Source organism: Craterilacuibacter sinensis (genome assembly GCF_009831765.1).
Lineage (GTDB): Bacteria > Pseudomonadota > Gammaproteobacteria > Burkholderiales > Chromobacteriaceae > Craterilacuibacter > Craterilacuibacter sinensis.
Genome location: NZ_WSSB01000001.1, coordinates 322,371 through 345,006, shown reverse-complemented (window position 1 = coordinate 345,006; position 22,636 = coordinate 322,371). Strand labels below are relative to the sequence as shown.

General features: G+C 58.4%; 23 protein-coding genes and 2 tRNA genes. 10 read left to right on the top strand and 15 right to left on the bottom strand.

The genetic code is table 11. From position 1 onward, the window contains the following. Positions 1-13 precede the first annotated feature (13 nt). Positions 14-1,291, bottom strand: a complete 1,278-nt coding sequence (locus tag GQF02_RS01790) for an MFS transporter (protein ID WP_160794388.1) — start codon at positions 1,289-1,291, stop codon at positions 14-16. Between the two features lie 269 nt (positions 1,292-1,560). Here GQF02_RS01790 and apbC point away from each other — a divergent pair, with 269 nt between their 5' ends. Next, positions 1,561-2,712, top strand: coding sequence for an iron-sulfur cluster carrier protein ApbC (gene apbC / locus GQF02_RS01785; protein ID WP_235930013.1), 1,152 nt, complete (start codon positions 1,561-1,563; stop codon positions 2,710-2,712). A gap of 69 nt (positions 2,713-2,781) precedes the next feature. Continuing rightward, positions 2,782-3,564 (top strand): glutamate racemase, encoded by a 783-nt coding sequence (gene murI / locus GQF02_RS01780; protein WP_160794386.1) that lies wholly within the window; start codon positions 2,782-2,784, stop codon positions 3,562-3,564. Positions 3,565-3,627: 63 nt separating this feature from the next. On the opposite strand, the gene GQF02_RS01775 is transcribed toward murI, so the two are convergent. The 10 genes from GQF02_RS01775 to GQF02_RS01730 form a co-directional block, all read right to left on the bottom strand. Beyond that, positions 3,628-3,704: transfer RNA gene (locus GQF02_RS01775), tRNA-Pro, on the bottom strand. A 29-nt stretch (positions 3,705-3,733) separates the two neighbouring features. Next, a complete protein-coding gene (locus GQF02_RS01770; protein WP_124734196.1) occupies positions 3,734-4,081 on the bottom strand; it encodes a MerR family transcriptional regulator in 348 nt (115 codons plus the stop codon). Beyond that, the gene (locus GQF02_RS01765; protein WP_124734195.1) at positions 4,068-4,364 is read right to left on the bottom strand and encodes an integration host factor subunit alpha; all 297 of its coding nucleotides are present in this window, start codon (positions 4,362-4,364) and stop codon (positions 4,068-4,070) included. The genes GQF02_RS01770 and GQF02_RS01765 overlap by 14 nt, the downstream gene beginning before the upstream one ends. A gap of 86 nt (positions 4,365-4,450) precedes the next feature. Then, entirely contained in the window at positions 4,451-6,811 is a 2,361-nt protein-coding gene (gene pheT, locus GQF02_RS01760; protein WP_160794384.1) for a phenylalanine--tRNA ligase subunit beta, read from the bottom strand. Positions 6,812-6,830: 19 nt separating this feature from the next. Next, complete coding sequence (pheS, locus tag GQF02_RS01755) at positions 6,831-7,814, bottom strand: phenylalanine--tRNA ligase subunit alpha (protein WP_124734193.1); 984 nt, start codon at positions 7,812-7,814, stop codon at positions 6,831-6,833. A 114-nt stretch (positions 7,815-7,928) separates the two neighbouring features. Beyond that, positions 7,929-8,285, bottom strand: coding sequence for a 50S ribosomal protein L20 (gene rplT / locus GQF02_RS01750; protein ID WP_124734192.1), 357 nt, complete (start codon positions 8,283-8,285; stop codon positions 7,929-7,931). Positions 8,286-8,295: 10 nt separating this feature from the next. Further along, positions 8,296-8,493, bottom strand: a complete 198-nt coding sequence (rpmI, locus tag GQF02_RS01745) for a 50S ribosomal protein L35 (RefSeq protein ID WP_124734191.1) — start codon at positions 8,491-8,493, stop codon at positions 8,296-8,298. A gap of 170 nt (positions 8,494-8,663) precedes the next feature. After that, on the bottom strand, positions 8,664-9,188 hold the full coding sequence (infC, locus tag GQF02_RS01740; RefSeq protein WP_124734190.1) for a translation initiation factor IF-3: 525 nt from the start codon (positions 9,186-9,188) through the stop codon (positions 8,664-8,666). 36 nt (positions 9,189-9,224) lie between these two features. Then, positions 9,225-11,126, bottom strand: coding sequence for a threonine--tRNA ligase (gene thrS / locus GQF02_RS01735; protein WP_124734189.1), 1,902 nt, complete (start codon positions 11,124-11,126; stop codon positions 9,225-9,227). Between the two features lie 184 nt (positions 11,127-11,310). Next, a tRNA-Val gene (locus GQF02_RS01730) sits at positions 11,311-11,387 on the bottom strand. A gap of 121 nt (positions 11,388-11,508) precedes the next feature. Here GQF02_RS01730 and tgt point away from each other — a divergent pair. The 6 genes from tgt to mutL all read left to right on the top strand — a co-directional run bounded on the left by tgt (position 11,509) and on the right by mutL (position 18,629). Beyond that, positions 11,509-12,621 (top strand): tRNA guanosine(34) transglycosylase Tgt, encoded by a 1,113-nt coding sequence (gene tgt / locus GQF02_RS01725; protein ID WP_160794382.1) that lies wholly within the window; start codon positions 11,509-11,511, stop codon positions 12,619-12,621. Between the two features lie 160 nt (positions 12,622-12,781). Continuing rightward, positions 12,782-13,102 carry a preprotein translocase subunit YajC gene (gene yajC / locus GQF02_RS01720; RefSeq protein WP_124734187.1) on the top strand — a complete coding sequence of 107 codons (321 nt, stop codon included), beginning with the start codon at positions 12,782-12,784 and terminating at the stop codon, positions 13,100-13,102. Positions 13,103-13,157: 55 nt separating this feature from the next. Beyond that, complete coding sequence (secD, locus tag GQF02_RS01715; RefSeq protein ID WP_160794380.1) at positions 13,158-15,002, top strand: protein translocase subunit SecD; 1,845 nt, start codon at positions 13,158-13,160, stop codon at positions 15,000-15,002. Positions 15,003-15,011: 9 nt separating this feature from the next. Beyond that, entirely contained in the window at positions 15,012-15,947 is a 936-nt protein-coding gene (gene secF, locus GQF02_RS01710) for a protein translocase subunit SecF (RefSeq protein WP_124734185.1), read from the top strand. A gap of 118 nt (positions 15,948-16,065) precedes the next feature. Then, complete coding sequence (locus GQF02_RS01705) at positions 16,066-16,713, top strand: DedA family protein (RefSeq protein ID WP_220789292.1); 648 nt, start codon at positions 16,066-16,068, stop codon at positions 16,711-16,713. Next, positions 16,710-18,629, top strand: coding sequence for a DNA mismatch repair endonuclease MutL (gene mutL / locus GQF02_RS01700; RefSeq protein WP_160794378.1), 1,920 nt, complete (start codon positions 16,710-16,712; stop codon positions 18,627-18,629). The genes GQF02_RS01705 and mutL overlap by 4 nt, the downstream gene beginning before the upstream one ends. Here mutL and GQF02_RS01695 read toward each other — a convergent pair. The 4 genes from GQF02_RS01695 to GQF02_RS01680 form a co-directional block, all read right to left on the bottom strand. Continuing rightward, a complete protein-coding gene (locus GQF02_RS01695) occupies positions 18,613-19,227 on the bottom strand; it encodes an RBBP9/YdeN family alpha/beta hydrolase (protein ID WP_160794376.1) in 615 nt (204 codons plus the stop codon). The two genes, mutL and GQF02_RS01695, sit on opposite strands and share 17 nt — an antisense overlap. A gap of 186 nt (positions 19,228-19,413) precedes the next feature. After that, the gene (locus tag GQF02_RS01690) at positions 19,414-19,692 is read right to left on the bottom strand and encodes a hypothetical protein (protein WP_124734181.1); all 279 of its coding nucleotides are present in this window, start codon (positions 19,690-19,692) and stop codon (positions 19,414-19,416) included. Between the two features lie 116 nt (positions 19,693-19,808). Further along, positions 19,809-20,378 (bottom strand): dCTP deaminase, encoded by a 570-nt coding sequence (gene dcd, locus GQF02_RS01685; protein WP_124734180.1) that lies wholly within the window; start codon positions 20,376-20,378, stop codon positions 19,809-19,811. Next, positions 20,375-20,530: a hypothetical protein gene (locus tag GQF02_RS01680; RefSeq protein WP_160794374.1), complete on the bottom strand. Its 156-nt coding sequence runs from the start codon at positions 20,528-20,530 to the stop codon at positions 20,375-20,377. Before GQF02_RS01680 ends, dcd begins: the two co-directional genes overlap by 4 nt. Before the next feature lie 64 nt (positions 20,531-20,594). Between GQF02_RS01680 and GQF02_RS01675 the strand changes: the two genes are divergently transcribed. Both GQF02_RS01675 and feoB read left to right on the top strand, forming a co-directional pair. Beyond that, a complete protein-coding gene (locus GQF02_RS01675; protein ID WP_124734179.1) occupies positions 20,595-20,822 on the top strand; it encodes a FeoA family protein in 228 nt (75 codons plus the stop codon). Next, positions 20,819-22,585, top strand: coding sequence for a ferrous iron transport protein B (gene feoB / locus GQF02_RS01670; protein WP_160794372.1), 1,767 nt, complete (start codon positions 20,819-20,821; stop codon positions 22,583-22,585). Before GQF02_RS01675 ends, feoB begins: the two co-directional genes overlap by 4 nt. Positions 22,586-22,636: the final 51 nt, after the last annotated feature.

The following is a 22,636-nucleotide window of genomic DNA, read 5'->3' as shown; positions in this document are numbered from 1 at the left end:
AGACAAATTTGTCTTAAGCGCCCTGACTGGCAAGTTCCGGCTGCTGATTCTCCCGCTCGGACGTCCTGGCTTCTGCCTCGGCGCGCTCGGCCATGGCCAGCGCCACCATGCGGCTGGCCAGACAGACGAACACCAGCGAGGTCACCAGCGACAGCAAGGCAAAACCCGTCATCCCGCCAGCTTTATAGACCAGGGTAAAGCACTCGATCCCCAGCGCGTAACCCAGCATCGAAATCATGCTCATACTGGCGGAAACCGTGCCCTTGCCTTCGGGACAGGACATCAGGGCAAAACGGTACAATACACCGAACGCCATGCCTTCGCCAAAAGCCATCAGACTCATGCCGGCTACCATGGTGTACTGCGGCGCATCAACAAACAGCACGCCACCCAGCATCAAGGCAAGACCGGCAACAATCGGCCACATGCCCAGCTGCACCGAGCGCCCAAGCGGCCAGCGCTCGGCTACCATAGCCAGAAACAGGTTGCCGGCAATCAGGCCGCCAAACACCGGGATCTGCATCAGGCCATATTCGACAGTCGTCATTCCCAGATCCTGCACCAGCAGCACCGGCGACAGCGCGATCCAGCCCATCAGCGGCAAGGCCAGCAGCGGAATGCACAAGGCCGACAGCACAAAGCGGCGGTTGCGGAATACAGCCAGATAATCGTGCCCGATCTGCGACAGCGGCAGCTTCTCATGGCTGGGCTTGACCGTTTCCGGCATGCACAGCAGCAGACCAATCAGCGAAACAAAAGACAACGCCGCAATCAGCAGGAAGCTGGCGCGCCATGGCGCCAGCTCAAGCAAGGCAGCGCCGGCCAATGGGCCAAGCAAGGGTGCAATCAAGGCCACATTGGCCATCAAGGCCATGACCTTGACGGCGGTTTTTTCCTTGAAGGCTTCCTGCACGGCGGCGTAACCCACCGCATTGATAAAGCACAGGCCGACCCCTTGCAGCACGCGCAAGGCGATAAATGCCTCAATGCTGCTCACCAGATAGGTGGCCAGACAAGTCAGCGTAAAATACGCAACCCCGGCCAACAGCACCGGACGACGGCCGATACGGTCAGACAGAGGGCCGGTCAACCATGGCAGCAAGGCGCCGCCGGCCAGAAATGCCGTCATCGAGGTTGGCACCCAGGATGAGTCCACCATAAATTCGCGCGTCACCGCCAGCATGGCGGGTTGCACCATATCGTTACAGATGTAAACGGCGAACTCGAACAGCACCAGCGCAAGCGGGAACAACAGAGCCGCACGCCCGGAAAGAGTGTGTTTTGCGTGCATATAAAAGAACAAAACCTTTCAAATCAAACAGCAACGGCGCCACAAGGGCGCCGGATAAAGGCGGGTTTGGCATACGGCCAAACGCAGAAAAGGGGGCGATTCTACTTCAGCCGGCACTGATATACCAGCATGTAACCGGTTTTACCCTTGTGTCCTCACACCCCGGTCAAACCGGGCAAGCATCGCCTTAGCCGGGACTAGCGCGTATCATCCGCAAAACAACAAGCGTACTTCGCGCAATCCATTCTCCGACTTGACGAATGCCATCCATGTTTTCCAAAATCAGCAGCTACTTCAGCCCCCACGCCCGCGAGGAGAAAAACAACACCATGACCGTGACTGAAACCCAGCTGCAAGACAGCGTTGCCGGGCTGATCGACAGCAATACCGGCAAGCCCTATAGCGCGGCCAAAGCCATACGCAAACTGTCAGTCAGCGATGACTGCATTTCGCTGGCTGTTGTCCTGTCCTATCCGGCTCAAAGCCAGTTCGAAGCCATCCGTGCTCAGTTTAGCGATGCGCTGCAACCCTTTGCGCAAGGTCGCCGAATAGAAATTGCCGTCAGCAGCCAGATCGTCAGTCATGCAGCCCAGCGCGGCGTGCCTTTGCTTAATGGCGTCAAGAACATCATCGTCGTCGCCTCGGGCAAGGGTGGCGTCGGAAAATCCACAACTGCAGTCAATCTGGCGCTGGCGCTCTCGGCCGAGGGCGCACGCGTCGGCCTTCTGGATGCGGATATCTATGGCCCGTCGCAGCCACTGATGATGGGAGTGGCCGATGCAAAACCCGAAGTCATCGAAGGCAAGGGACTCAAGCCGGTAGAAAACTACGGCGTACAGACCATGTCCATCGGCTATCTGGTCGACACCGATCAGGCTATGGTATGGCGTGGCCCCATGGTCAGCCAGGCGCTGCAGCAACTACTGAGCGACACCCAGTGGGATAATCTGGACTATCTGGTCGTGGACATGCCGCCAGGAACCGGCGACATCCAGTTGACCCTGTCGCAGAAAGTGCCGGTCACCGGCGCCATCATCGTCACCACGCCGCAAGACATCGCACTACTGGATGCGCGCAAGGGCTACACCATGTTTGAAAAGGTCGGCGTGCCGGTGCTGGGACTGGTGGAAAACATGGCCATCCATATCTGCTCCAATTGCGGCCATGCCGAACATATCTTCGGTGAAGGCGGCGCAGCCAAAATGGGGGCGGACTTCGGCATCGAACTATTGGGCTCGCTACCACTGGATATCAGCATCCGTGCCGCCGTCGACGCTGGCAAGCCGACACTGGCTGCCGAACCGGACAGCGCGATTGCCGCGACCTACAAGGCGATTGCGCGCAAAGTTGCGGTCAAAATCGGTGAAAAGGCACAGGATTTCTCCGGCCGCTTCCCCAAGATCGTGATCCAGAACAGCTAAGCCGGCTGTTTGCCCCGCTGGCCTGCCCCGTGCAGGCCAGTTTCCATTGAGTACCCATCTGGAGTTTGCATGATAGGCATGTTCGACTCGGGTCTGGGCGGCCTGTCGGTCTGGCGCGAGCTTGCCAGACAACTACCACACGAATCGGTCATCTATCTGGCCGACCGCGCCTGGTGCCCGTACGGGCCGCGCAGCCACGGTGAAATCGAAGCGCGTAGCACACGCGTTGTCGAGTGGCTGCTGGCACAAGGCGCGACCAGCATTGTTATTGCCTGCAACACCGCCACCAGCGCGGCAGCGGCCAAGTTGCGCCGCCACTACCCCGGCCTGCCCATCATCGGCATGGAGCCCGCCATCAAGCCGGCAGCACTCGCCTCCCGCAGCGGCCATATCGCGGTACTGGCGACTCGCGCCACGCTGTCGGGTGAAAAGCTGCAACGTCTGGCGGCCCACTATCACGAGCATGTACGGATTACATTTTTACCTGGTGATGGCTTTGTCGAGCAGGTGGAAGCCGGCGAACTAGATAGCCCCCAAACCCGCAACACGGTCAAGCAAGCTTTGGCAGACCTCGCTGATAGCGATGTCGACCAGATTGTACTGGGTTGCACCCACTATCCCTTCCTCGCCCCGTTGCTGGCCAGCGCCTGGCCACAGGCCGAACTCATAGACCCTGCCGGTGCAGTCTGCCGCCAGATACGCCGCCAACTGGAAACCCACCACTTGGGCAGCCCTCTAGCGCAGCAGGCAAGCTACCGCTTTGTCAGCACCGCAGAACACACCGGCATGCAGGATTTTATCGCCCGGGTACTGGACATAGAAACAGAAGTCGAGCCACTGACACTCGCCTGAAGCAAGGAAAATGCGGACGCAAAAAAGGCCATCGGAACAGATGGCCTGATTGATTGTGTCTTTTGGTCGGGATAGTAGGATTCGAACCTACGACCCCTTGCACCCCATGCAAGTGCGCTACCGGACTGCGCCATACCCCGACTAAAGAGCGGCTATTATATTGGGTAAATCAATCCTTGCCAATACCCAAATCAAGCCAAGCCAGGATGGATTGCAGCTCTTTGCGCACCTCGCCGGCAGTCATCGTTGCCGGCGCCCCGCTTTGCTGCTGCAGGCGCTGCCGTGCGCCCTGGATAGTAAAACCGTCATCGTACAGCAGGCCACGAATGCGCCTGATCAGCAACACTTCCTGATGCTGGTAGTAGCGACGGTTACCCCTGCGCTTGATCTGACCCAGCTGGAGAAACTCCTGCTCCCAGTAACGCAACACATGGGGCTTGACCCCCGACAGTTCACTCACTTCACCAATGGTGAAGTAACGCTTGGCCGGGATTGCCGGCAGTTCAACAGTTGTCATTATTCTGTTCAACCATGCCCTTCAGTTTCTGACTTGCATGAAACGTTACCACACGGCGCGCGGTGATGGGAATCTCCTCGCCGGTTTTGGGGTTACGTCCGGGACGCTGCGGCTTGTCGCGCAGTTGAAAATTACCGAAGCCGGACAGTTTGACACTGTCTCCGACTTCAAGGGCGACACGGATTTCCTCAAAAAACGATTCCACCATGTCCTTGGCTTCGCGTTTGTTCAAGCCCACCCGGTCAAACAACAGGTCGGCCAACTCGGCTTTGGTCAAAGTCATGAACACACCTCAGAAACAACGATAACAAAATCATCCCCCGCTCGCAGGCGGGGGAATACTTCAGGAAAACAAAAGGATACAGGATATCAGGCGCGAAGGCTTGCCTGATGATCGGCAGCAACGGCAGACAGCATGGCCGCAATCACCGGCTCGACATCCTCGTCGGTCAGCGTGCGCGTCATGTCCTGCAACTGGATACGGAAAGCCAGGCTCTTCTTGCCCTCTTCCACGCCCTTGCCGCGATACACATCGAACAGCGCCACTTCGCTCACAATAGGGCTTGAGGCACAGGCAAAGCTCTCCAGCATGGCTTCGACTTCAACGCGCTCATCCACCAGCAAGGCCAGATCGCGACGTACCGCCTGGAAGCGCGAAACAGCCTGCGCCTTCACCGGCACCACATCCTGCGCGGCGGCAAAGTCGATCTCGAACAGCACCGGTGCCGATGGCAGGTCATAAGCCTGCACCCAGCGCGGATGCAGCTCACCGATCAAGCCGATCACCTGACCATCCAGCAACACCTCGGCGCAACGGCCCGGATGCAGCGCGGCATGCGTGGCGGCACGGAAACTTGGCCGGCGCGGTGCCAGCAAAGCCTCGACATCGGCCTTCACATCATAAAAATCGACACGCTCGGCCTTGAGCGACCACTGCTCGGCCGCACGCGGCCCCCAGGCCAGCGCTGCAATCTTTTCCGGCTGGGCGAAGCCGCCCGCAGCCTTGGAGAACACACGCGCCACCTCAAACACACGCACGCGCGGCTGTTTGCGGTTGATATTGGACGACAGCACATCGACCAGACCACCGATCAGCGTCGAGCGCATCACGCTCATCTGGCTGGCGATCGGATTAATCAGGCGCACCGGGTCGAGGTTGGCGGCAAAATCGGCTTCCCACTTTTCTTCGACAAAGGCGTAGCTGACCACTTCCTGATAATCGCGGCCAGCCATAAAGTGGCGCACAGCCGCACGCGGGCGGCGGTTTTCCGGCAGCGGCAGCATGGACTGGCGCGAGCGTGGTGCATCGGACGGAATGGCATCGTAGCCATAGACGCGGGCAATTTCTTCGATCAGATCGACTTCGATCTCGATATCGAAACGGAAGCTAGGCGCGGCAACGGCAAAGCCTTCCGCCGTCGCCTGATATGGCAACCCCAGGCGCGACAGGGTCTGGCCGATTTCGTCAGCCGACAGCGAAATGCCCAGCACCCGCGCTACACGCGCGGTACGTACCATCACATCATTGCGCACCGGCAATTCGCCCACCGCTTCGGTCAGCGGCCCGGCTTCGCCGCCGCAAATTTCCAGCACCAGTGCCGTCGCACGCTCCATCGCATCGCGCTGCAGTTCGAAATCCACCCCACGCTCGTATCGGAAGGAAGAATCCGAGCCAAAGCCCAGCGTCCGCGCCTTGCCGGCAATGGCTTCCGGCGCAAAGAATGCGCTTTCGAGGAAGATGTCGCGGCTGGCGGTAGTCACGCCACTGTCCAGCCCCCCCATGATGCCGGCAATCGCCAGCGCCTTGCTGTCGTCGGCAATGACCATGGTGTCAGACGCAAGCGCGACTTCTTTTTCATTCAGACAGACCAGCGTTTCGCCCGCTTGCGCGAAGCGCACGGTAATGCCGCCATCGACCTTGGCCAGGTCAAAAGCATGCATGGGCTGACCCTGTTCAAGCAGCACATAGTTGGTGATATCGACAATGGCCGAGATGGAACGCAAGCCGGAGCGTTCAAGACGACGGCGCATCCACTCAGGCGTCGCCGCGGCCGCATCGACATTTTTCAGCACACGGCCGATATAGCGACCGCAAGCCTTGCCGGCGGCCAGTTTCACCGCGCGCACTTCGTCATGAACGGCCGCAACCGGAGCAATGGCAAACGGCTGCTGCGCCGTTGCCGTCAGCGCCGACACTTCGCGCGCCAGGCCCTTGATCGACAAGCAGTCGGCACGGTTAGGGGTGATTTTCAGGGTAAACAGGGTGTCGTCCAGCCCCAGATAGTCGCGGATACTGCTACCTACCGGCGCATCGGCCGGCAGCACCAGCAAGCCGTCAACCTCGTCCGGCACACCCAGCTCCTTGCCCGAGCACAACATACCGTTGGACTCGACACCACGCATCTTGGTCGGCTTGATCTTGAAGTCGCCTGGCAGGACGGCACCGGACATGGCGCACGGCACTTTCAGGCCGACGGCCACATTGGGCGCACCGCAAACGATCTGCACCAGTTCGCCGCTACCCACATCGACCTTGGTCACGCGCAGACGGTCGGCGTTTTCGTGCTTGACCACTTCCTTGACTTCGGCCACCACCACACCAGAGAACGCCGGTGCCGCAGGCGTGGTTTCCTCGACCTCGAGGCCGGCCATGGTCAGCAAATAAGAGAGTTCATCGCTGGAAATCGACGGATTGACCCAGCTTCTCAGCCACTGTTCGGAAAATTGCATAGTCTTGTCGGCTCCGCGCTCAGTTGAACTGTTTAAGGAAGGACAGATCGTTCTCGAAGAAGAGACGCAGATCGTTCACGCCATAGCGCAGCATGGCAAAGCGGTCCAGACCGATACCGAAGGCAAAGCCGGTATAACGCTCGGCATCGATACCGACATTGGCCAATACATTCGGGTGCACCATGCCGCAGCCGCCCACTTCCAGCCAGCCCTTCTCGCCCAGCACGTCGATTTCGGCCGACGGTTCGGTAAACGGGAAGAACGATGGACGGAAGCGCACCTGCAGGTCTTCGCGCTCGAAGAAGCGGCGCAGGAAGTCGGTGATGGTGGCTTTCAGATCGGCAAAGCTGACATCCTCATCCACCCACAAACCTTCCATCTGGTGGAACATCGGCGAGTGCGTGGCATCGGAGTCGACGCGATAAACACGGCCCGGTGCGATAATCTTGATCGGCGGCTGGTTGTCCAGCATGTAACGCACCTGGATCGGCGAGGTGTGGGTACGCAGCACATCGCCACCTTCCACATAGAAGGTATCCTGCATGGCGCGCGCAGGGTGGTCTTCCGGAATATTCAGCGCCTGGAAGTTGTGAAAATCGGTCTCGATTTCCGGGCCGTCGGCCACTTCAAAGCCCATGGAGCGGAACAACTCGGTAATACGCTCCAGCGTCAGCGTCACCGGATGCAGACCACCCGTACCCATGCCGCGACCGGGCATGGTGACATCCAGCGCTTCTGCAGCCAGCTGCTGCTCGAGCTTGGCGGCATTGATCGCATCGCGGCGCGCATTGTGCGCGGCTTCAAATGCCTGCTTGGCGGCATTGATCACCGCACCGGCGCTCTTGCGCTCGTCAGGTGCCAGCGCACCCAACTGCTTGAGCAAGCCGGTCAGCTCGCCGCTTTTACCCAGATATTTCGCCTTGACCTGCTCCAGCTCGACCAGATCAGCCACCGTCGCCAGCGCCGACAGTGCCGACTCGAGAATCACATCCACGTTGTTCATTATCGGGATCCAATGTGAAGAAAACTGACCACACGCTTGGGCGTCTGGTCAGCGTTCTTGGAAAGTTTTACGAAAAAAAGGGAGGCTTAAGCCTCCCTTTAAATCATCTGACGATTAAGCAAGCTTGGTTTTTGCGATCTCGACGATCTGGGCAAAAGCCGGCTTGTCGAAGATAGCCATATCGGACAGAACCTTACGGTCGATCTCGATAGCGGCTTTCTTCAGGCCGTTCATGAACTTGCTGTAGGACAGACCGCATTCACGCGCAGCGGCGTTGATACGGGCAATCCACAGACGGCGGAACTGACGCTTTTTCTGACGACGGTCACGATAAGCGTACTGTCCAGCTTTCATTACCGCTTGCTTGGCAACGCGGTAGACGTTCTTGCGACGGCCGCGATAGCCTTTCGCCAGAGCGAGGATTTTCTTGTGACGGGCGCGAGCGGTGACACCGCGTTTTACACGTGGCATTTATAACTCCTTAGGCGTAGGGCAACATTGCACGAACAGACGGCATATTGCTGGCATCTACCATGGTAGTACCGCGCAATTGACGTTTGGTCTTGGTGGTCTTCTTGGTCAGGATGTGACGCTTGAAAGCGTAAGAACGCTTGACACCACCATTGCCCAGAACCTTCAGACGCTTTTTGGCGCCCGACTTGGTTTTCATCTTCGGCATTAGGAAGACTCCTGCTGAAACTGAGTTAGATTAGATGCAAGGTGGACCGGCAAACCTAAGCCTGCCTGACACTTGGGAACCCATACATCACGCTTTTAATAGCCCGCAGGGGGCTATAAAACCAACGCGACAGGACTAGCCTGTCGCGTCAAGGTGATGATTATACCCGATTATTTCTTTTTCGGGGCAATCATCATGACCATCTGACGACCTTCAAGGCGCGGAAACTGCTCAACCACACCAATATCGAGCAAATCTGCCTCGACACGGCGCAACAGCGCAAGACCGATATCCTGGTGCGCCATTTCGCGACCGCGGAAGCGCAAGGTAATCTTGGCCTTGTCACCATCTTCCAGGAAGCGAATCAGGTTACGCATCTTGACGTTGTAGTCGCCATCATCGGTGCCAGGACGGAATTTGACTTCCTTGATCTGGATCTGCTTCTGCTTGGACTTGGCTTCCTGACGCTTTTTGGACAGCTCGTATTTGAACTTGCCGTAGTCCATCAACTTCACAACCGGCGGTTGCGCATTGGGAGAAATCTCTACCAAGTCAACATCCTGCTCTTCAGCAAGTGCCAGTGCCTCGCGCAGACTCACAATACCGAGCTGCTCACCTTCATTACCTACCAAACGAATTTCGCGAGCGGTAATCTCGCCGTTAATCCGTGGTTCGCGTTCCTGAGCTATGGCCAAATCTCCTATACATTAATCTATCGTGCTGGTGCCGATTCAGGCTGCTGGCATCTCTGCCTTAAGCCGGTCGATAAACGCGGAAAGCGTGAGTTGCCCCAAGTCTTCGCCACGTGCCCGTACGGCCACCAGTCCTTCTGCCTTTTCCTTGTCGCCGACAATAATCTGATACGGCAACTTCTGCAGGCTGTGCTCGCGGATTTTATAACCGATCTTCTCGTTTCTCAAGTCAAGATCGACGCGGAAGCCTTGCTTCTTCAATGTTTCGACCACTTCGGTCGCATAATCGGCCTGCGCTTCGGTGATATTCATCACCACCATCTGCACTGGCGCCAGCCACAGAGGGAATGCACCGGCATGGTTTTCGATCAGGATGCCGATAAAACGCTCAAGCGAACCCAGGATGGCACGATGCAGCATCACCGGACGTTTGCGGCCGTTTTCTTCGGTCACATACTCGGCATCCAGACGCTCCGGCAGCACGAAGTCCAGCTGCAGCGTACCACACTGCCAGGAGCGACCCAGCGCATCCTTGATATGGTATTCAATCTTGGGACCATAGAACGCACCCTCGCCCGGCAGCTCCTCCCACTCTACGCCACAAGCAGACAGCGCATCGCGCAGACCCTGCTCGGCCTTGTCCCATACCTCATCAGAGCCCGCACGCTTTTCCGGACGCAAAGACAGCTTGATGGCGACATTATCGAAACCAAAATGCCGATACACCGCCATGGTCAGCTCGTTAAAAGCCTGCGCCTCGGCATTGACCTGTTCTTCGGTACAGAAAATATGCGCATCGTCCTGCACGAAGCCACGCACGCGCATCAGGCCGTGCAAGGCACCGGTCGGCTCGTTGCGGTGACAGGCACCGAATTCGGCCAGACGCAGCGGCAAATCACGATAAGAGCGCAAGCCCTGATTGAACACCTGCACATGCCCCGGGCAATTCATCGGCTTCACCGCGTAGTCGCGCTTTTCCGACTCGGTGGTGAACATATTGTCGCGGTAGTTCTCCCAATGGCCGGACTTCTCCCACAAGGAGCGGTCCATCATCATCGGGGTGCGGATTTCCTGGTAACCGGCCGCATCCAGCGTTTTGCGCATGTACTGCTCAATGTTCTGCCACAGGTTCCAGCCCTTGGGATGCCAGAACACCATGCCCGGCGCCTCGTCCTGCAGATGGAAGAGATCCAGCACCTTGCCCAGCTTGCGATGGTCGCGCTTTTCCGCCTCTTCCAGCATATGCAGGTAAGCCGCCAGATCTTCTTTCTTGGCCCAGGCCGTACCGTAGATACGCTGCAGCATTTCGTTCTTGCTGTCGCCGCGCCAGTAAGCACCGGCCAGCTTCATCAGCTTGAACACCTTGAGCTTGCCGGTCGACGGCACGTGCGGGCCACGGCATAGGTCGGTGAAGTCACCTTCCTTATACAGAGAGAGCACCTCACCCTGCGGAATGGACTCGATAATCTCGGCCTTGTACGCCTCACCGATACTCTTGAAGTAGGCAACCGCCTCATCCCGCCCCATGGTCAGACGCTCGACCGGGATATCCTGCTTGGCCAGTTCGGCCATTTTCTTTTCAATCGCCAGCAAATCTTCCGGCGTAAACGGGCGCTTGTAGCTGAAGTCGTAGTAGAAACCGTTTTCGATTTCCGGCCCGATGGTCACCTGCGCATCCGGGAACAGCGTTTTCACCGCATACGCCAGCAAGTGGGCAGTCGAATGGCGGATCACCGACAGGCCGTCGGCGTCTTTATCGGTAATGATCGCCAGACTCGCGTCTTTTTCGATCAAAAAAGAAGTATCAACCAGCTCGCCATCTACACGCCCAGCCAGCGCAGCGCGCGCAAGACCGGTGCCGATGGATGCGGCGACTTCATGAACAGTAACAGCGGCATCGAAAGAACGAACAGAACCGTCTGGCAGGCGGATATCAGGCATCGCAACTCCAACTCTAAATAAGGAAATGCGCCACAGGGCGAGCATGCATTGGAAAAAAGAATAAAAAAAAGCGCGGCCGAGCCGCGCTTTTTATCATGAAGCAACCCAAGGCTCGAATGGTAACGAGTTTAAAGGGTAGTGGTTGTACTGGACATATCCACCTGAAGCTCCATGCGAATATTTTTGGTAGGCGATACTGGAATCGAACCAGCGACCTCCACGATGTCAACGTGGCGCTCTAACCAGCTGAGCTAACCGCCTGTAAATCTGAGACACAGATATTAATCATTCCGGCACGACTTGGCAAGGATTTTATCCGGAAAACTTGAAAAGCCGGCTTTGCGCTATACTGGCGCGTTGATTTTGCACAAGATTTGCACCCATGCTCAAGTTTACCCTGCACAAAACATCGGGCGGCGCACGCCGCGGCACACTGGAACTCAACCACGGCACGGTAGAAACCCCCGTTTTCCAGCCGGTCGGCACTTACGGCTCGGTCAAGGCCATGAGCCCGCTGGAACTGAATGAAATCGGCGCCCAGATCATCCTTGGCAACACCTTCCATCTGTGGTTGCGCCCGGGGCTGGAAGTCATCGAATCGTTCGGCGGCCTGCACGGTTTTATGGGCTGGGACAAACCCATACTCACCGACTCCGGCGGCTTTCAGGTATTCAGCCTCGGTGCCCTGCGCAAACTGACCGAAGAAGGCTGCACTTTCCACAGCCCGGTCAACGGCGACAAACTGTTCCTGTCGCCCGAGATCTCGATGAAGATCCAGACGGTGCTCAACTCCGACATCGTGATGCAGCTGGACGAATGTACACCGGGTCAGGTTGACCACAAGACGGCAGAAAGCTCGATGCAGATGAGCTTGCGCTGGGCAGCGCGCTCGCGTCAGGCGTTTGACGACCTGAACAACCCGAATGCCCTGTTCGGCATTGTGCAGGGCAACCTCTATACCGACTTGCGCCAGAAGTCGCTGGAAGGCCTGATGGAAATCGGCTTTGACGGCATCGCCATTGGCGGCCTGTCGGTAGGCGAGCCCAAGCCCGAGATGTACCGCATGCTGGAAGAAATGCGCGACATGCTGCCAACAGAAAAACCACACTATCTGATGGGCGTCGGCACACCGGAAGACCTGGTACAAGGCGTGGCCAACGGCATTGATATGTTCGACTGCGTAATGCCGACCCGCAACGCACGCAACGGCTGGATCTTCACCCGCTACGGCGACATCAAGATCAAGAACGCACGCCACAAGCTGGACCATGCACCACTGGATGAAGAATGCAGCTGCTACGCCTGCCGCAACTTCAGCCGCGCCTATCTGCACCACCTGCACCGTACCGGCGAAATCCTCGGCGCCCGCCTCAATACCATCCACAACCTGCATTACTATCAGGAACTGATGCAGGAAATGCGCGATGCCATCGACGCGGATCGCTTTGAAGACTGGCGTGCGTCTTTCCACGAAAAGCGTGCCCGTGGCGCCTGAATCAAAACAATAAATTGACGCCGATGGAACCCGTCATGACATGACGGGTCGGATAGCGCTGACCAATCCGCCACCATCGCGGTTGGAAAAGCATCGCGTCATCGTTACAATCACCGGTCTATCCGTATTCCGGCCTGACACTACCCGAGGGAGTTCACAGATGTTTATTGCCCCTGCCTATGCAGCAGACGCCGCTGTAGCCGGCTTCGATATCATGCAGTTCCTGCCCATGATCGTGATCTTCGTGCTGTTCTGGTTCTTGCTGGTTCGCCCGCAACAGAAACGCATGAAGGAACAGCAGAAAATGCTGTCCGAGATCGTAAAGGGCGATGAAGTCGTTACCCAGGGCGGCATGATAGGGCGCGTGACCAAAGTCACCGACCAGTACCTGACACTGGAAATCACCAGCGGTGTGGAAATCACCATCCAGCGTGGCGCCGTAGCGGCCAAGCTGGAAAAAGGCACGATGAAGTCCCTGTAAACCCCAGGAGCAGGCCGCCTTTGTCGCGGCCTGCTTTTTGCCTAGTACCCTCCCCATGAATCGCTACCCGCTCTGGAAATACCTCGTCATCGCGGTGGCCCTGATCGTATCGACGATCTATACGCTGCCCAACTTTTACGGCGAGACACCGGCTGTACAGATCTCCAGCTCACGCCAGTCGATACCGGTCGACACAGCCGTTATGGCGCGCGTGGAAGATGCCCTCAAAAGCCATCAGATCGCAGCGGATGGTCTCTATCTCGACAACGGCAGCCTGAAAGTCCGCTTCAAGGATCCCGACACGCAAATCAAGGCGCGCGATGTCATCCAGCAGGCACTGGGCGACAACTACATTATCGCGCTCAACCTCCTGGCTGCATCGCCACAGTGGCTGACCAAGATACATGCCAACCCGATGTTCCTCGGTCTTGACCTCAGGGGCGGCGTGCACTTCCTCCTGGAAGTGGATATGAAAGCCGCGACCGACAAGACAATGGAACGCTACGCCGGCGATATCCGCCGCGAACTTAAAGACAAAAAAATCCGCTATGGCAATATCCGCCGTACCGGCACCACGCTGGACGTACAGCTAAGAGATGCTGAAACGCTGGCCGCAGCAGAAAAAGCCATTGTGCGCACCCTGCCCGGCCTGACCATCAAAGCGGATGACACCAACTTCCGCCTGCTGCTTACGCTCAAGCCGGAAGAGATCACCCGCATCGAATCCGATGCCGTCAAACAGAACATCACTACCCTGCACAATCGTGTCAACGAACTGGGCGTCGCCGAGCCGGTGATCCAGCAAGCCGGCCCGAACCGTATCGTGGTGCAGTTGCCCGGCGTGCAGGACACCGCCAAGGCCAAGGATATTCTGGGGCGTACCGCCACCTTGCAAGTCCGCATGGTGGAAGACGACAACGCCAAAGTGGCCGAAGCACTGGCAGGCAACCCGCCGGCCGGCTACGAGCTACTGGACGAACTGACTTCGCGCGGCCCGCAGAAAATTCTGGTGAAGAAGGATGTCGAGCTGACCGGTGACAATATCAATGACGCCCAGCCGACCTTCGACGAAAACGGTGCCCCGGCTGTCAGCATCAACCTCGACTCGACCGGAGCCGGCATCTTCCGCGATGTAACGCGCGAAAACGTCGGCCGGCGCATGGCGATGATTCTGGTGGAAAAAGGCAAGAGCGAAGTCGTGACCGCACCGGTGATCCGCGCCGAAATCGGCGGTGGCCGCGTACAGATCTCGGGCTCGATGAACTCGGCCGAAGCCAACGATACCGCCTTGCTGCTGCGCGCAGGCTCTCTGGCGGCACCGATGCAGATTATCGAAGAGCGCACCGTCGGTCCAAGCCTGGGCAAGGAAAACATCGAGAAAGGTTTTAACTCCACCTTGTGGGGCTTTGCCGCCATCGCCGTCTTCATGGTGATCTACTACCGCGTCTTCGGCGTGATCTCGGTGCTGTCACTGGGCGTCAACGTGCTGATGCTGGTGGCCATTTTGTCCATGCTGCAGGCGACACTGACGCTACCGGGTATCGCCGCTATCGCGCTGACGCTGGGTATGGCGATTGACGCCAACGTACTGATCAACGAGCGGGTACGCGAAGAACTACGCAACGGCATGCCGCCGCACTCGGCCATCCAGGCCGGCTACGCCCATGCCTGGTCGACAATTCTCGACTCCAACGTCACCACCATGATCGCCGGCCTTGCGCTGCTGATCTTCGGTTCCGGCCCGGTACGCGGCTTTGCCGTCGTGCACTGCCTGGGCATCCTGACCTCCATTTTCTCGGCCGTGCTGGTTTCACGCGGTTTCGTGAACCTGTGGTATGGACGCCAGCGCCGCCTGACCTCGATCTCGGTCGGTCAGATCTGGAAACCGGAAACCAAGTAAGGGACTACCATGGAGCTTTTCCGCATCAAACGGGACATCCCGTTCATGAGCTACGGCAAGCTCACCACCGCGATTTCGCTGGTGACCTTTATCCTTGCCGTGTTCTTCCTGTTCAGCAAGGGGCTTAACCTCAGCGTCGAATTCACCGGAGGTACGGTGATGGAGGTGCAATACGCGCAGTCGGCCAATCTGAAGGACATCCGCCAGCGTGTGGACAGCCTGAAACTGGGCGAAGCACAGGTACAGAGTCTGGGCAGCAGCCGCGACGTACTGATCCGCCTGCCGGTGAAAAAAGACGTGAGTTCGGCCCAGTTGTCGAATCAGGTACTGTCCACCTTGCAAGCCGGCGACACGCAGGTCGAACTGCGCAAAGTCGAGTTTGTCGGCCCGTCGGTGGGTGCCGAACTGGTCTCCAACGGCCTGATCGCGCTGAGCATGGTGTGCCTGGGCATTATTGCCTATCTGGCGCTGCGCTTTGAATGGCGCTTTGCCGTATCGGCCATCATTGCCAACATGCACGACGTGGTGATCATCCTCGGCTGTTTTGCCTTCTTCCAGTGGGAGTTCTCGCTGACGGTACTGGCCGGCGTGCTGGCGGTGCTGGGCTACTCGGTCAACGAGTCGGTGGTGGTATTCGACCGTATCCGCGAAAACTTCCGCAAGCCGGGCATGCGCAACAAGAGCACGGCCGAAGTCATCGACAACGCCATCACCTCGACCATGAGCCGTACCATGATCACCCACGGCTCGACCGAAACCATGGTGCTGTCCATGCTGCTGTTCGGCGGCCCTGCCCTGCACGGCTTTGCCATGGCACTGACCATCGGCATCGTGTTCGGCATCTACTCGTCGGTACTGGTGGCAAGCCCCTTGGCGCTATGGCTGGGCATCAAGCGCGAACACATGATCAAGCCGCCCAAACAGAAGCAGGAAGCGGTGGTCTGATCCACCCGATCGCAGACAAGGGCCGGCCTAGCCGGCCCTTTTTCACCCCTGTGTTTGCCGGAAGGCTTGGCCCCAGACCGAGCCTTGCGGCAAGCAAACCGGAAAGCCCCTTATGGAACTGATTCAATTCGTCATCGACTTTATCCTGCACATCGACGTGCATCTGGCTGAACTTGCCGCCGCCTATGGACCATGGATCTACGCCATCCTGTTTTTGATCGTGTTTTGCGAAACCGGGCTGGTGGTCACGCCTTTCCTGCCCGGTGACTCGCTGCTGTTTGTCGCCGGCGCACTGGCGGCAATGGGCGAAATGAATATCCACGCCATGGTGGCACTGTTGATCTGCGCGGCGATTATCGGCGACGGGGTCAACTACGCCATCGGCCGCTATTTTGGTGAAAAGCTGGCGGCACGCTACCCCAAGCTGATCCGTCCCGAGTACCTGGCCAAAACCCATACTTTCTACGAAAAGCATGGCGGCAAGACCATCATCCTCGCCCGCTTCGTACCTATCGTGCGCACCTTCGCGCCCTTTGTCGCGGGCATCGGCAAGATGGGCTATCGCCATTTCGCCTTTTACAATGTCACCGGTGCGGTGCTGTGGGTAAGCAGTTTCGGCTATGCCGGCTACTTCTTCGGCAATATGCCCATCGTTAAAAAGAACCTGACGCTGCTGATATTCGGCATTATCTTCGTCTCCATCCTGCCCGGCGTGATCGAGCTCTGGCGCCATAAACGCGCACAAAACAAGCAGGCGGCACAATGAAACGCATACAGAAGCTGTCCGACCATCTGGTCAACCAGATCGCCGCCGGCGAAGTGGTCGAGCGCCCGGCATCTGCCTTGAAAGAAATGCTGGAAAACAGTCTGGACGCGGGGGCGAGCAAGATCAGCGTCGATCTGGCGCAAGGCGGCATCAAACTGATCCGCGTCAGCGACAACGGCTCGGGCATCGCGGCGGATGATCTGACGCTGGCGCTGGACAGGCACGCCACCAGCAAGATTGCCTGTCTGGATGATCTGGAACAGGTTGCCACACTGGGTTTTCGCGGCGAAGGGCTGGCCAGCGTGGCCTCGGTGTCGCGCCTGACACTGGTAAGCCGGCCGCAAGGCGAACCCCACGCCCACCAGATTGTCGCCATAGATGGCACTCTGCATCCGGTCGAGCCGGCCGCCCACCCCGAGGGCACCTCGGTCGAGATGGTGGATCTGTATTTCAACACGCCGGCGCGGCGCAAATTCCTCAAGAGCGAAGCCACCGAATACGCCCATTGTGCAGCCACCTTCGAGCGCATCGCCCTGGCCCACCCCGGGGTCGAGATGATATTGCGCCACAACGGCAAGGTGGTCAGCCGCCTGCCGGCACAAAGTCTGGCCGACCGTGTCGGTGCCATCTTAGGGCGCGACTTTGTCGATGCCTCGCTGATCATAGACAGCGCAGCGGCAGGCTTGAGCCTGCGTGGTCTGGTGGCATCCCCTACCTTTTCCAAAGCCAGCCGTGACGCACAGTATTTCTACGTCAACGGCCGCTTTGTACGCGACAAAACCGCACAGCACGCGCTACGCCAGGCCTACCGCGACGTGCTGCATCATGAGCGCCACCCGGCTTACGCCCTGTTTTTCACGCTGGATCCGGCCGGTGTCGACGTCAATGTCCACCCGACCAAGATCGAGGTGCGCTTTCGCGAAAGCCAGGCCATCCACCAGTTTCTGTTTCACAGCGTCCACAAGGCGCTGGCCGCCAGTGCCGGCAACAATGCCACGGCCGCCACACCCAATGCCAGCGTAGCAGCGGTACCGACCGACGAGAGTAGCAAGCCAGTTCCTACGCCCATCGGCATGCCGGTCAACCCCACGCCAGCCACAGCGCCCTTATTTCCGCCTGTGCGCACCGATAGTCCGGCACGCAGCCACACCCCGTTTGCGCCACGCTTCGAGCAGCAACGCATTCCGCTCACGGTGGCACGCGAGGCGGTCGGCGTCTACGACAAGCTGTTTACCGGTCTGCGTGACGAAGAGCGCGCCACCACCCCGCAGCCGGTGACAGATCCGGTGCCATTCACACCAGCCCCGCCAGCACCAGACAACGGGGACGGCATTCCGCCGCTGGGCTTTGCGCTGGCACAATTGCACGGCGTCTATATTCTGGCGCAGGCGGTAGATGGGCTGGTACTGGTCGATATGCATGCCGCCCACGAGCGCATCGTGTACGAGCGGCTGAAAAATGCACTGGAAAGCGATGTCATCCCGATGCAGCCTCTGCTGCTGCCGGTATCCTTCGGGGCGGATCGTTTTGAAGCGGCCTGCGCGCAGGAGCACGGCGAGGCCATGCAAAAGCTGGGGATAGAACTGGCGCCGCTCTCGCCCACCCAGATAGCCATACGCGGCGTCCCCATCTGGCTGAAAGACGGCGATGCGGTCGAACTGGCGCGCGCGGTACTCAAAGATGTACGCGAACACGGCATGAGTGCGGTACTGACCGAGCGGCGCAATGAACTACTGGCTGGCATGGCCTGTCACGGCGCCGTACGCGCCAACCGCCAGCTGACGCTGACCGAAATGAACGCCCTGCTACGCGATATGGAGGCCACCGAGCGCTCCGGCCAATGCAACCATGGCCGCCCGACCTGGACGCGGCTCAGCATGCGCGATCTGGACAAGCTATTTATGCGCGGGCAGTAAGTGCACGCGCCTCGCCATCCTGACCCAGCAGGGACACAAGCTTCGCAAGATAAGCCAGCCCTTCCGGCCACTTTTGATGGCCGGATGCCACATTGACATGCCCGGCCTGCTCCAGCCATTCCAGCCTTGCGCCCCAACTGTCGGCCAGCGCCTTGGCACGCATGCTGCGGCAAAATGGATCATTGGTGCTGGCCAGCACCAATGCAGAAAAAGGCAGCGCGGCATGCGGCGCTGGAGCAAAGTCCAACAATGCCGATGGTGCATCCTCCCGCTCTACATCGGCCGGTGCGACCAACAAGGCGCCGGCAATAGCCTGCGGATAAAGCCGGGCATAGTGCGCCACCGCAATGCAGCCCAAGCTGTGCGCCACCACAATCACCGGTTTTTCAGCCTGCGCAAGGGCCGCATGCAAACCCGCCAGCCAGTCCTCACAGCGAGGCAGATGCCAATCGCGATTGGCGACACGCCGCGCCCCCAAGCACTGTTGCCAATGGCTTTGCCAATGCTCGGGTGACGAGTCATTCCAGCCCGGCTGAATCAGAAACTCGAAACGGTTTGCAGCAAGCGTAACGCCTGGTGCGGGTCGTGATTGCAGCATGCGGCCCACCCTTTTTATGCAATGCGATAAGTGATTGTTCCACACCCTTTTTATATTAAAAAGTAATTTTTAATAAGATTAAAATAACCAAAAATAATAAATAAGCTTATAAAACCATCGAAACGCTGTTCACAGCTTCTGGCGGACAAAAAAATCCCTGCTCGGCGGCAGGGATTTTCTCGGGGATCAGTCGTCCCAGTGCTTCCTGTGTTTCTTGCGTTTTTTGCCATGGTAATGGCCATGGCCCTTATAACTGTTCTTTTTGGTGGTCAGCGCCACACCGGTTCCGGCACCAAGCGCACCACCGATAATGGCACCTTCGCGCCCGCCCACCGCATTACCGACCAAAGCGCCCGTCGCGCCACCCAGTGCACCACCGAGAATCACGTCGGTACTGGATGCGGCCAGTGCGCCGCCAGCCGGCAAGGCCAGCGCCGCCGCCACTATCCATACTGCTAATTTCATATCCGCCCCTTGGCTGACTTGCTATCAATGGCGGCATTGTAAGGCCAAGTCTGCATCAGGGCGCGAGGCAAAGTGTTGCCATTTGTTACGCACGACACACTTGCTTCACATTCGCATCAGGTACGCGGCAGCGTCACGCCGACCTGACCCTGATACTTGCCGCCCCGGTCCTTGTACGACACATCGCACACTTCATCCGACTCGAAGAACAGCACCTGCGCCACGCCCTCATTGGCGTAGATCTTGGCTGGCAGCGGTGTGGTATTGGAGAACTCCAGCGTCACATAGCCTTCCCACTCCGGCTCGAACGGGGTGACGTTGACGATGATGCCGCAGCGCGCATAGGTGGACTTGCCCAGACACACGGTCAGCACTTCGCGCGGAATGCGGAAATACTCGACGGTACGCGCCAGCGCGAAACTGTTGGGCGGGATGATGCAATAGCCCTTGCCCGACACCTCGACAAACGACTCAGGGTCGAAGTTTTTCGGGTCGACAATCGTGCTGTTGATATTGGTGAACACCTTGAATTCGTCGGCGCAGCGGATATCGTAGCCATAGCTCGAGGTGCCGAAGGAAATGACTTTTTGCCCGTCCACCACCTTGACCTGATCATGCTCGAACGGCTCGATCATGCCGCGCTCGGCAGCCATGCGACGTATCCACTTGTCTGACTTGATGCTCATTTCGTTTCTCTTTGGCAAAATTCTGTAGCGGGCGATTCTACCCCAAAAGCCGGCGCGATTGCGCAGGCGATACCGGGAGAAATACCAGACATTTTTCCCGCATCAAGCAAAAACAGACCAGATAATAGCCAGAAAAGCTTGAGCCAGATCATTGACATAGCTTAACTACAGGCATATGTTTGAGAACAATTATCAATAAGAACGAGTTATACAGGGATGACGCTTGATAGACTACGCACCGGTGCTCACGGCATGGTCACCCGCCTGAATCTGGACGAGGATACGCTGCACCGCGTAATGGCATTCGGCCTGATACCGGGGCAGACTTTCCATATCACGCGGCGCGCAGCTTTCGGCGGTCCCATCATGCTGGAAGTCGGCACCACCCACTTTATGCTGCGCGGCAAGCTGGCACGCCAGATCGAAGTCCAAACTCGCGCATGAAACGCTTTGCCCTGATCGGTCAGCCCAATACCGGAAAGTCCTCGTTATTTAACCGTTTGACCGGCCTGTCGCAGCGTGTGGGCAACTGGCCGGGGCTGACCGTCGAACTGGCGCACGCCAAGCTATTGCTGGGCGGACAGATGGTGGAGCTTGTGGACCTGCCCGGCATTCATGACCTGTCCGGTTATACCGAAGACGAAGCCGTGGTTCGAGACGTCCTGTCCGCCACGGCTTTTGATGCCCAGCTTATCGTACTCAATGCAGCCCAGCTTGACCGGCAGCTTCCTCTGGCCATTCAGGCTATCGCCACCGGCATTCCCGCCCTTGTCGTGCTGAATATGGCTGACGAAGCCGAGCTACTGGGCATCGATATCAATACCCAACAGCTCGCTGCCAAACTGGGCGCGCCCCTTGTCCTCGTGTCCAGCAAACGCATGCAGGGCTGGGACGCCTTCAAAAAAGGGCTGGATAGCCTTGCGCGCACCCCCCAGCCGGCGGTTAATGCCCGGCTTGATGCCATCGCCGACACCCGTACCGCACAAAATCATGCCAGGCAGGCGCTTGCCGGCTCCTGGCATTTGCCGCCCACCCTGCCCGCCCGCCTGAGCCACCGCCTGGACCATTACCTGATGCACCCGCTGCTGGGACTGGTGCTGTTCGTGCTTATCATGGCGCTGGTTTTCAACGGCACTTACCTGCTGGGCGGACCACTGCAGGATGGTCTGGGCAGCGCCCTTGACTGGCTCAAAAATCACTGGCTCGCCGCTGCCGTAAGCCCCTTGCCAACCTGGCTGCAGAGTTTGCTGCTGGACGGAGTATGGCAAGGGCTCAGTACGGTACTGACTTTTGCGCCCATTCTGTTTGTGTTTTTCGTCCTGATGGCCTTGGTGGAAGACAGCGGTTACCTTGCGCGCGCGGCCTATCTGACCGATGCGCTGATGTCGCGCCTGGGGCTGGATGGTCGTGCTTTTGTAATGCAATTGATGGGCTTCGGCTGCAATGTGCCGGCCATTATGGGCACGCGCGTGATGCGCGAGAAAAAGCAGCGGCTGTTGTCCATGCTGATCATCCCGTTTTCGCTGTGCTCGGCCCGTTTGCAAGTGGTGGTGTTTTTTGCCAGCACGCTGTTTTCACCGGCAGTCGCCCCTTGGGTTCTGATGGCGTTTTACGTGGTGAGTATCGCTGTGGCGATACTCACCGCACTGGTTTTCAAGCATAAATATTGCGCCAGCGAAGCCTATCTGATGGAGGTACCGCCTTACCGCCTGCCCGGCTTCAAGCATGTACTCACCCGCGCCTACGGTGAAGTGCGCGCCTTTTTCGAGCTGGCGTCGACCTTTATTCTGCTGGGTGTGGTGCTGGTCTGGCTGATGACCCATATCTATCTGGGCGAACATACACTGGCTGATCACCTGGGTACGCTGCTCTCCCCGGTGCTAGACCCTATCGGCATCCGTCATGAGCTGGCCATTGCGCTCTTGTTCGGCTTTGTCGCCAAGGAAATCCTGCTGGGCAGTCTGGCGGTGATCTACGGCGTCAGCGATGCCGGCCTTGCCGGTGCCGTCATGCAACACCTGGACTGGGTGTCGGCCATGAGTTTTGTACTGTTTACCCTGATCTATGTGCCCTGTTTGTCGACGGTCGCTGCCATACGCCGCGAATCGCACAGCCTGTCTTTTACCGCCTTGTCGGTCAGCTGGTCTGTCGCTCTGGCCTGGGTCTTGTGCCTGGTGTTCTATCAGATCACCAGCCGTCTGGTGTAAAGCCCGCACGATCGCAACCAGGCCAGGCGGCTTGCCGCGCGAACCTTGCGG

What these genes read in the sequence shown, in the direction of transcription:
- GQF02_RS01790 (WP_160794388.1), bottom strand. Translation starts at nt 1,291, where the DNA reads ATGCACGCAAAACACACTCTTTCCGGGCGTGCGGCTCTGTTGTTCCCG.
- apbC (WP_235930013.1), top strand. Translation starts at nt 1,561, where the DNA reads ATGTTTTCCAAAATCAGCAGCTACTTCAGCCCCCACGCCCGCGAGGAG.
- murI (WP_160794386.1), top strand. Translation starts at nt 2,782, where the DNA reads ATGATAGGCATGTTCGACTCGGGTCTGGGCGGCCTGTCGGTCTGGCGC.
- GQF02_RS01770 (WP_124734196.1), bottom strand. Translation starts at nt 4,081, where the DNA reads ATGACAACTGTTGAACTGCCGGCAATCCCGGCCAAGCGTTACTTCACC.
- GQF02_RS01765 (WP_124734195.1), bottom strand. Translation starts at nt 4,364, where the DNA reads ATGACTTTGACCAAAGCCGAGTTGGCCGACCTGTTGTTTGACCGGGTG.
- pheT (WP_160794384.1), bottom strand. Translation starts at nt 6,811, where the DNA reads ATGCAATTTTCCGAACAGTGGCTGAGAAGCTGGGTCAATCCGTCGATT.
- pheS (WP_124734193.1), bottom strand. Translation starts at nt 7,814, where the DNA reads ATGAACAACGTGGATGTGATTCTCGAGTCGGCACTGTCGGCGCTGGCG.
- rplT (WP_124734192.1), bottom strand. Translation starts at nt 8,285, where the DNA reads ATGCCACGTGTAAAACGCGGTGTCACCGCTCGCGCCCGTCACAAGAAA.
- rpmI (WP_124734191.1), bottom strand. Translation starts at nt 8,493, where the DNA reads ATGCCGAAGATGAAAACCAAGTCGGGCGCCAAAAAGCGTCTGAAGGTT.
- thrS (WP_124734189.1), bottom strand. Translation starts at nt 11,126, where the DNA reads ATGCCTGATATCCGCCTGCCAGACGGTTCTGTTCGTTCTTTCGATGCC.
- tgt (WP_160794382.1), top strand. Translation starts at nt 11,509, where the DNA reads ATGCTCAAGTTTACCCTGCACAAAACATCGGGCGGCGCACGCCGCGGC.
- yajC (WP_124734187.1), top strand. Translation starts at nt 12,782, where the DNA reads ATGTTTATTGCCCCTGCCTATGCAGCAGACGCCGCTGTAGCCGGCTTC.
- secD (WP_160794380.1), top strand. Translation starts at nt 13,158, where the DNA reads ATGAATCGCTACCCGCTCTGGAAATACCTCGTCATCGCGGTGGCCCTG.
- secF (WP_124734185.1), top strand. Translation starts at nt 15,012, where the DNA reads ATGGAGCTTTTCCGCATCAAACGGGACATCCCGTTCATGAGCTACGGC.
- mutL (WP_160794378.1), top strand. Translation starts at nt 16,710, where the DNA reads ATGAAACGCATACAGAAGCTGTCCGACCATCTGGTCAACCAGATCGCC.
- GQF02_RS01695 (WP_160794376.1), bottom strand. Translation starts at nt 19,227, where the DNA reads ATGCTGCAATCACGACCCGCACCAGGCGTTACGCTTGCTGCAAACCGT.
- GQF02_RS01690 (WP_124734181.1), bottom strand. Translation starts at nt 19,692, where the DNA reads ATGAAATTAGCAGTATGGATAGTGGCGGCGGCGCTGGCCTTGCCGGCT.
- dcd (WP_124734180.1), bottom strand. Translation starts at nt 20,378, where the DNA reads ATGAGCATCAAGTCAGACAAGTGGATACGTCGCATGGCTGCCGAGCGC.
- GQF02_RS01680 (WP_160794374.1), bottom strand. Translation starts at nt 20,530, where the DNA reads ATGATCTGGCTCAAGCTTTTCTGGCTATTATCTGGTCTGTTTTTGCTT.
- GQF02_RS01675 (WP_124734179.1), top strand. Translation starts at nt 20,595, where the DNA reads ATGACGCTTGATAGACTACGCACCGGTGCTCACGGCATGGTCACCCGC.
- feoB (WP_160794372.1), top strand. Translation starts at nt 20,819, where the DNA reads ATGAAACGCTTTGCCCTGATCGGTCAGCCCAATACCGGAAAGTCCTCG.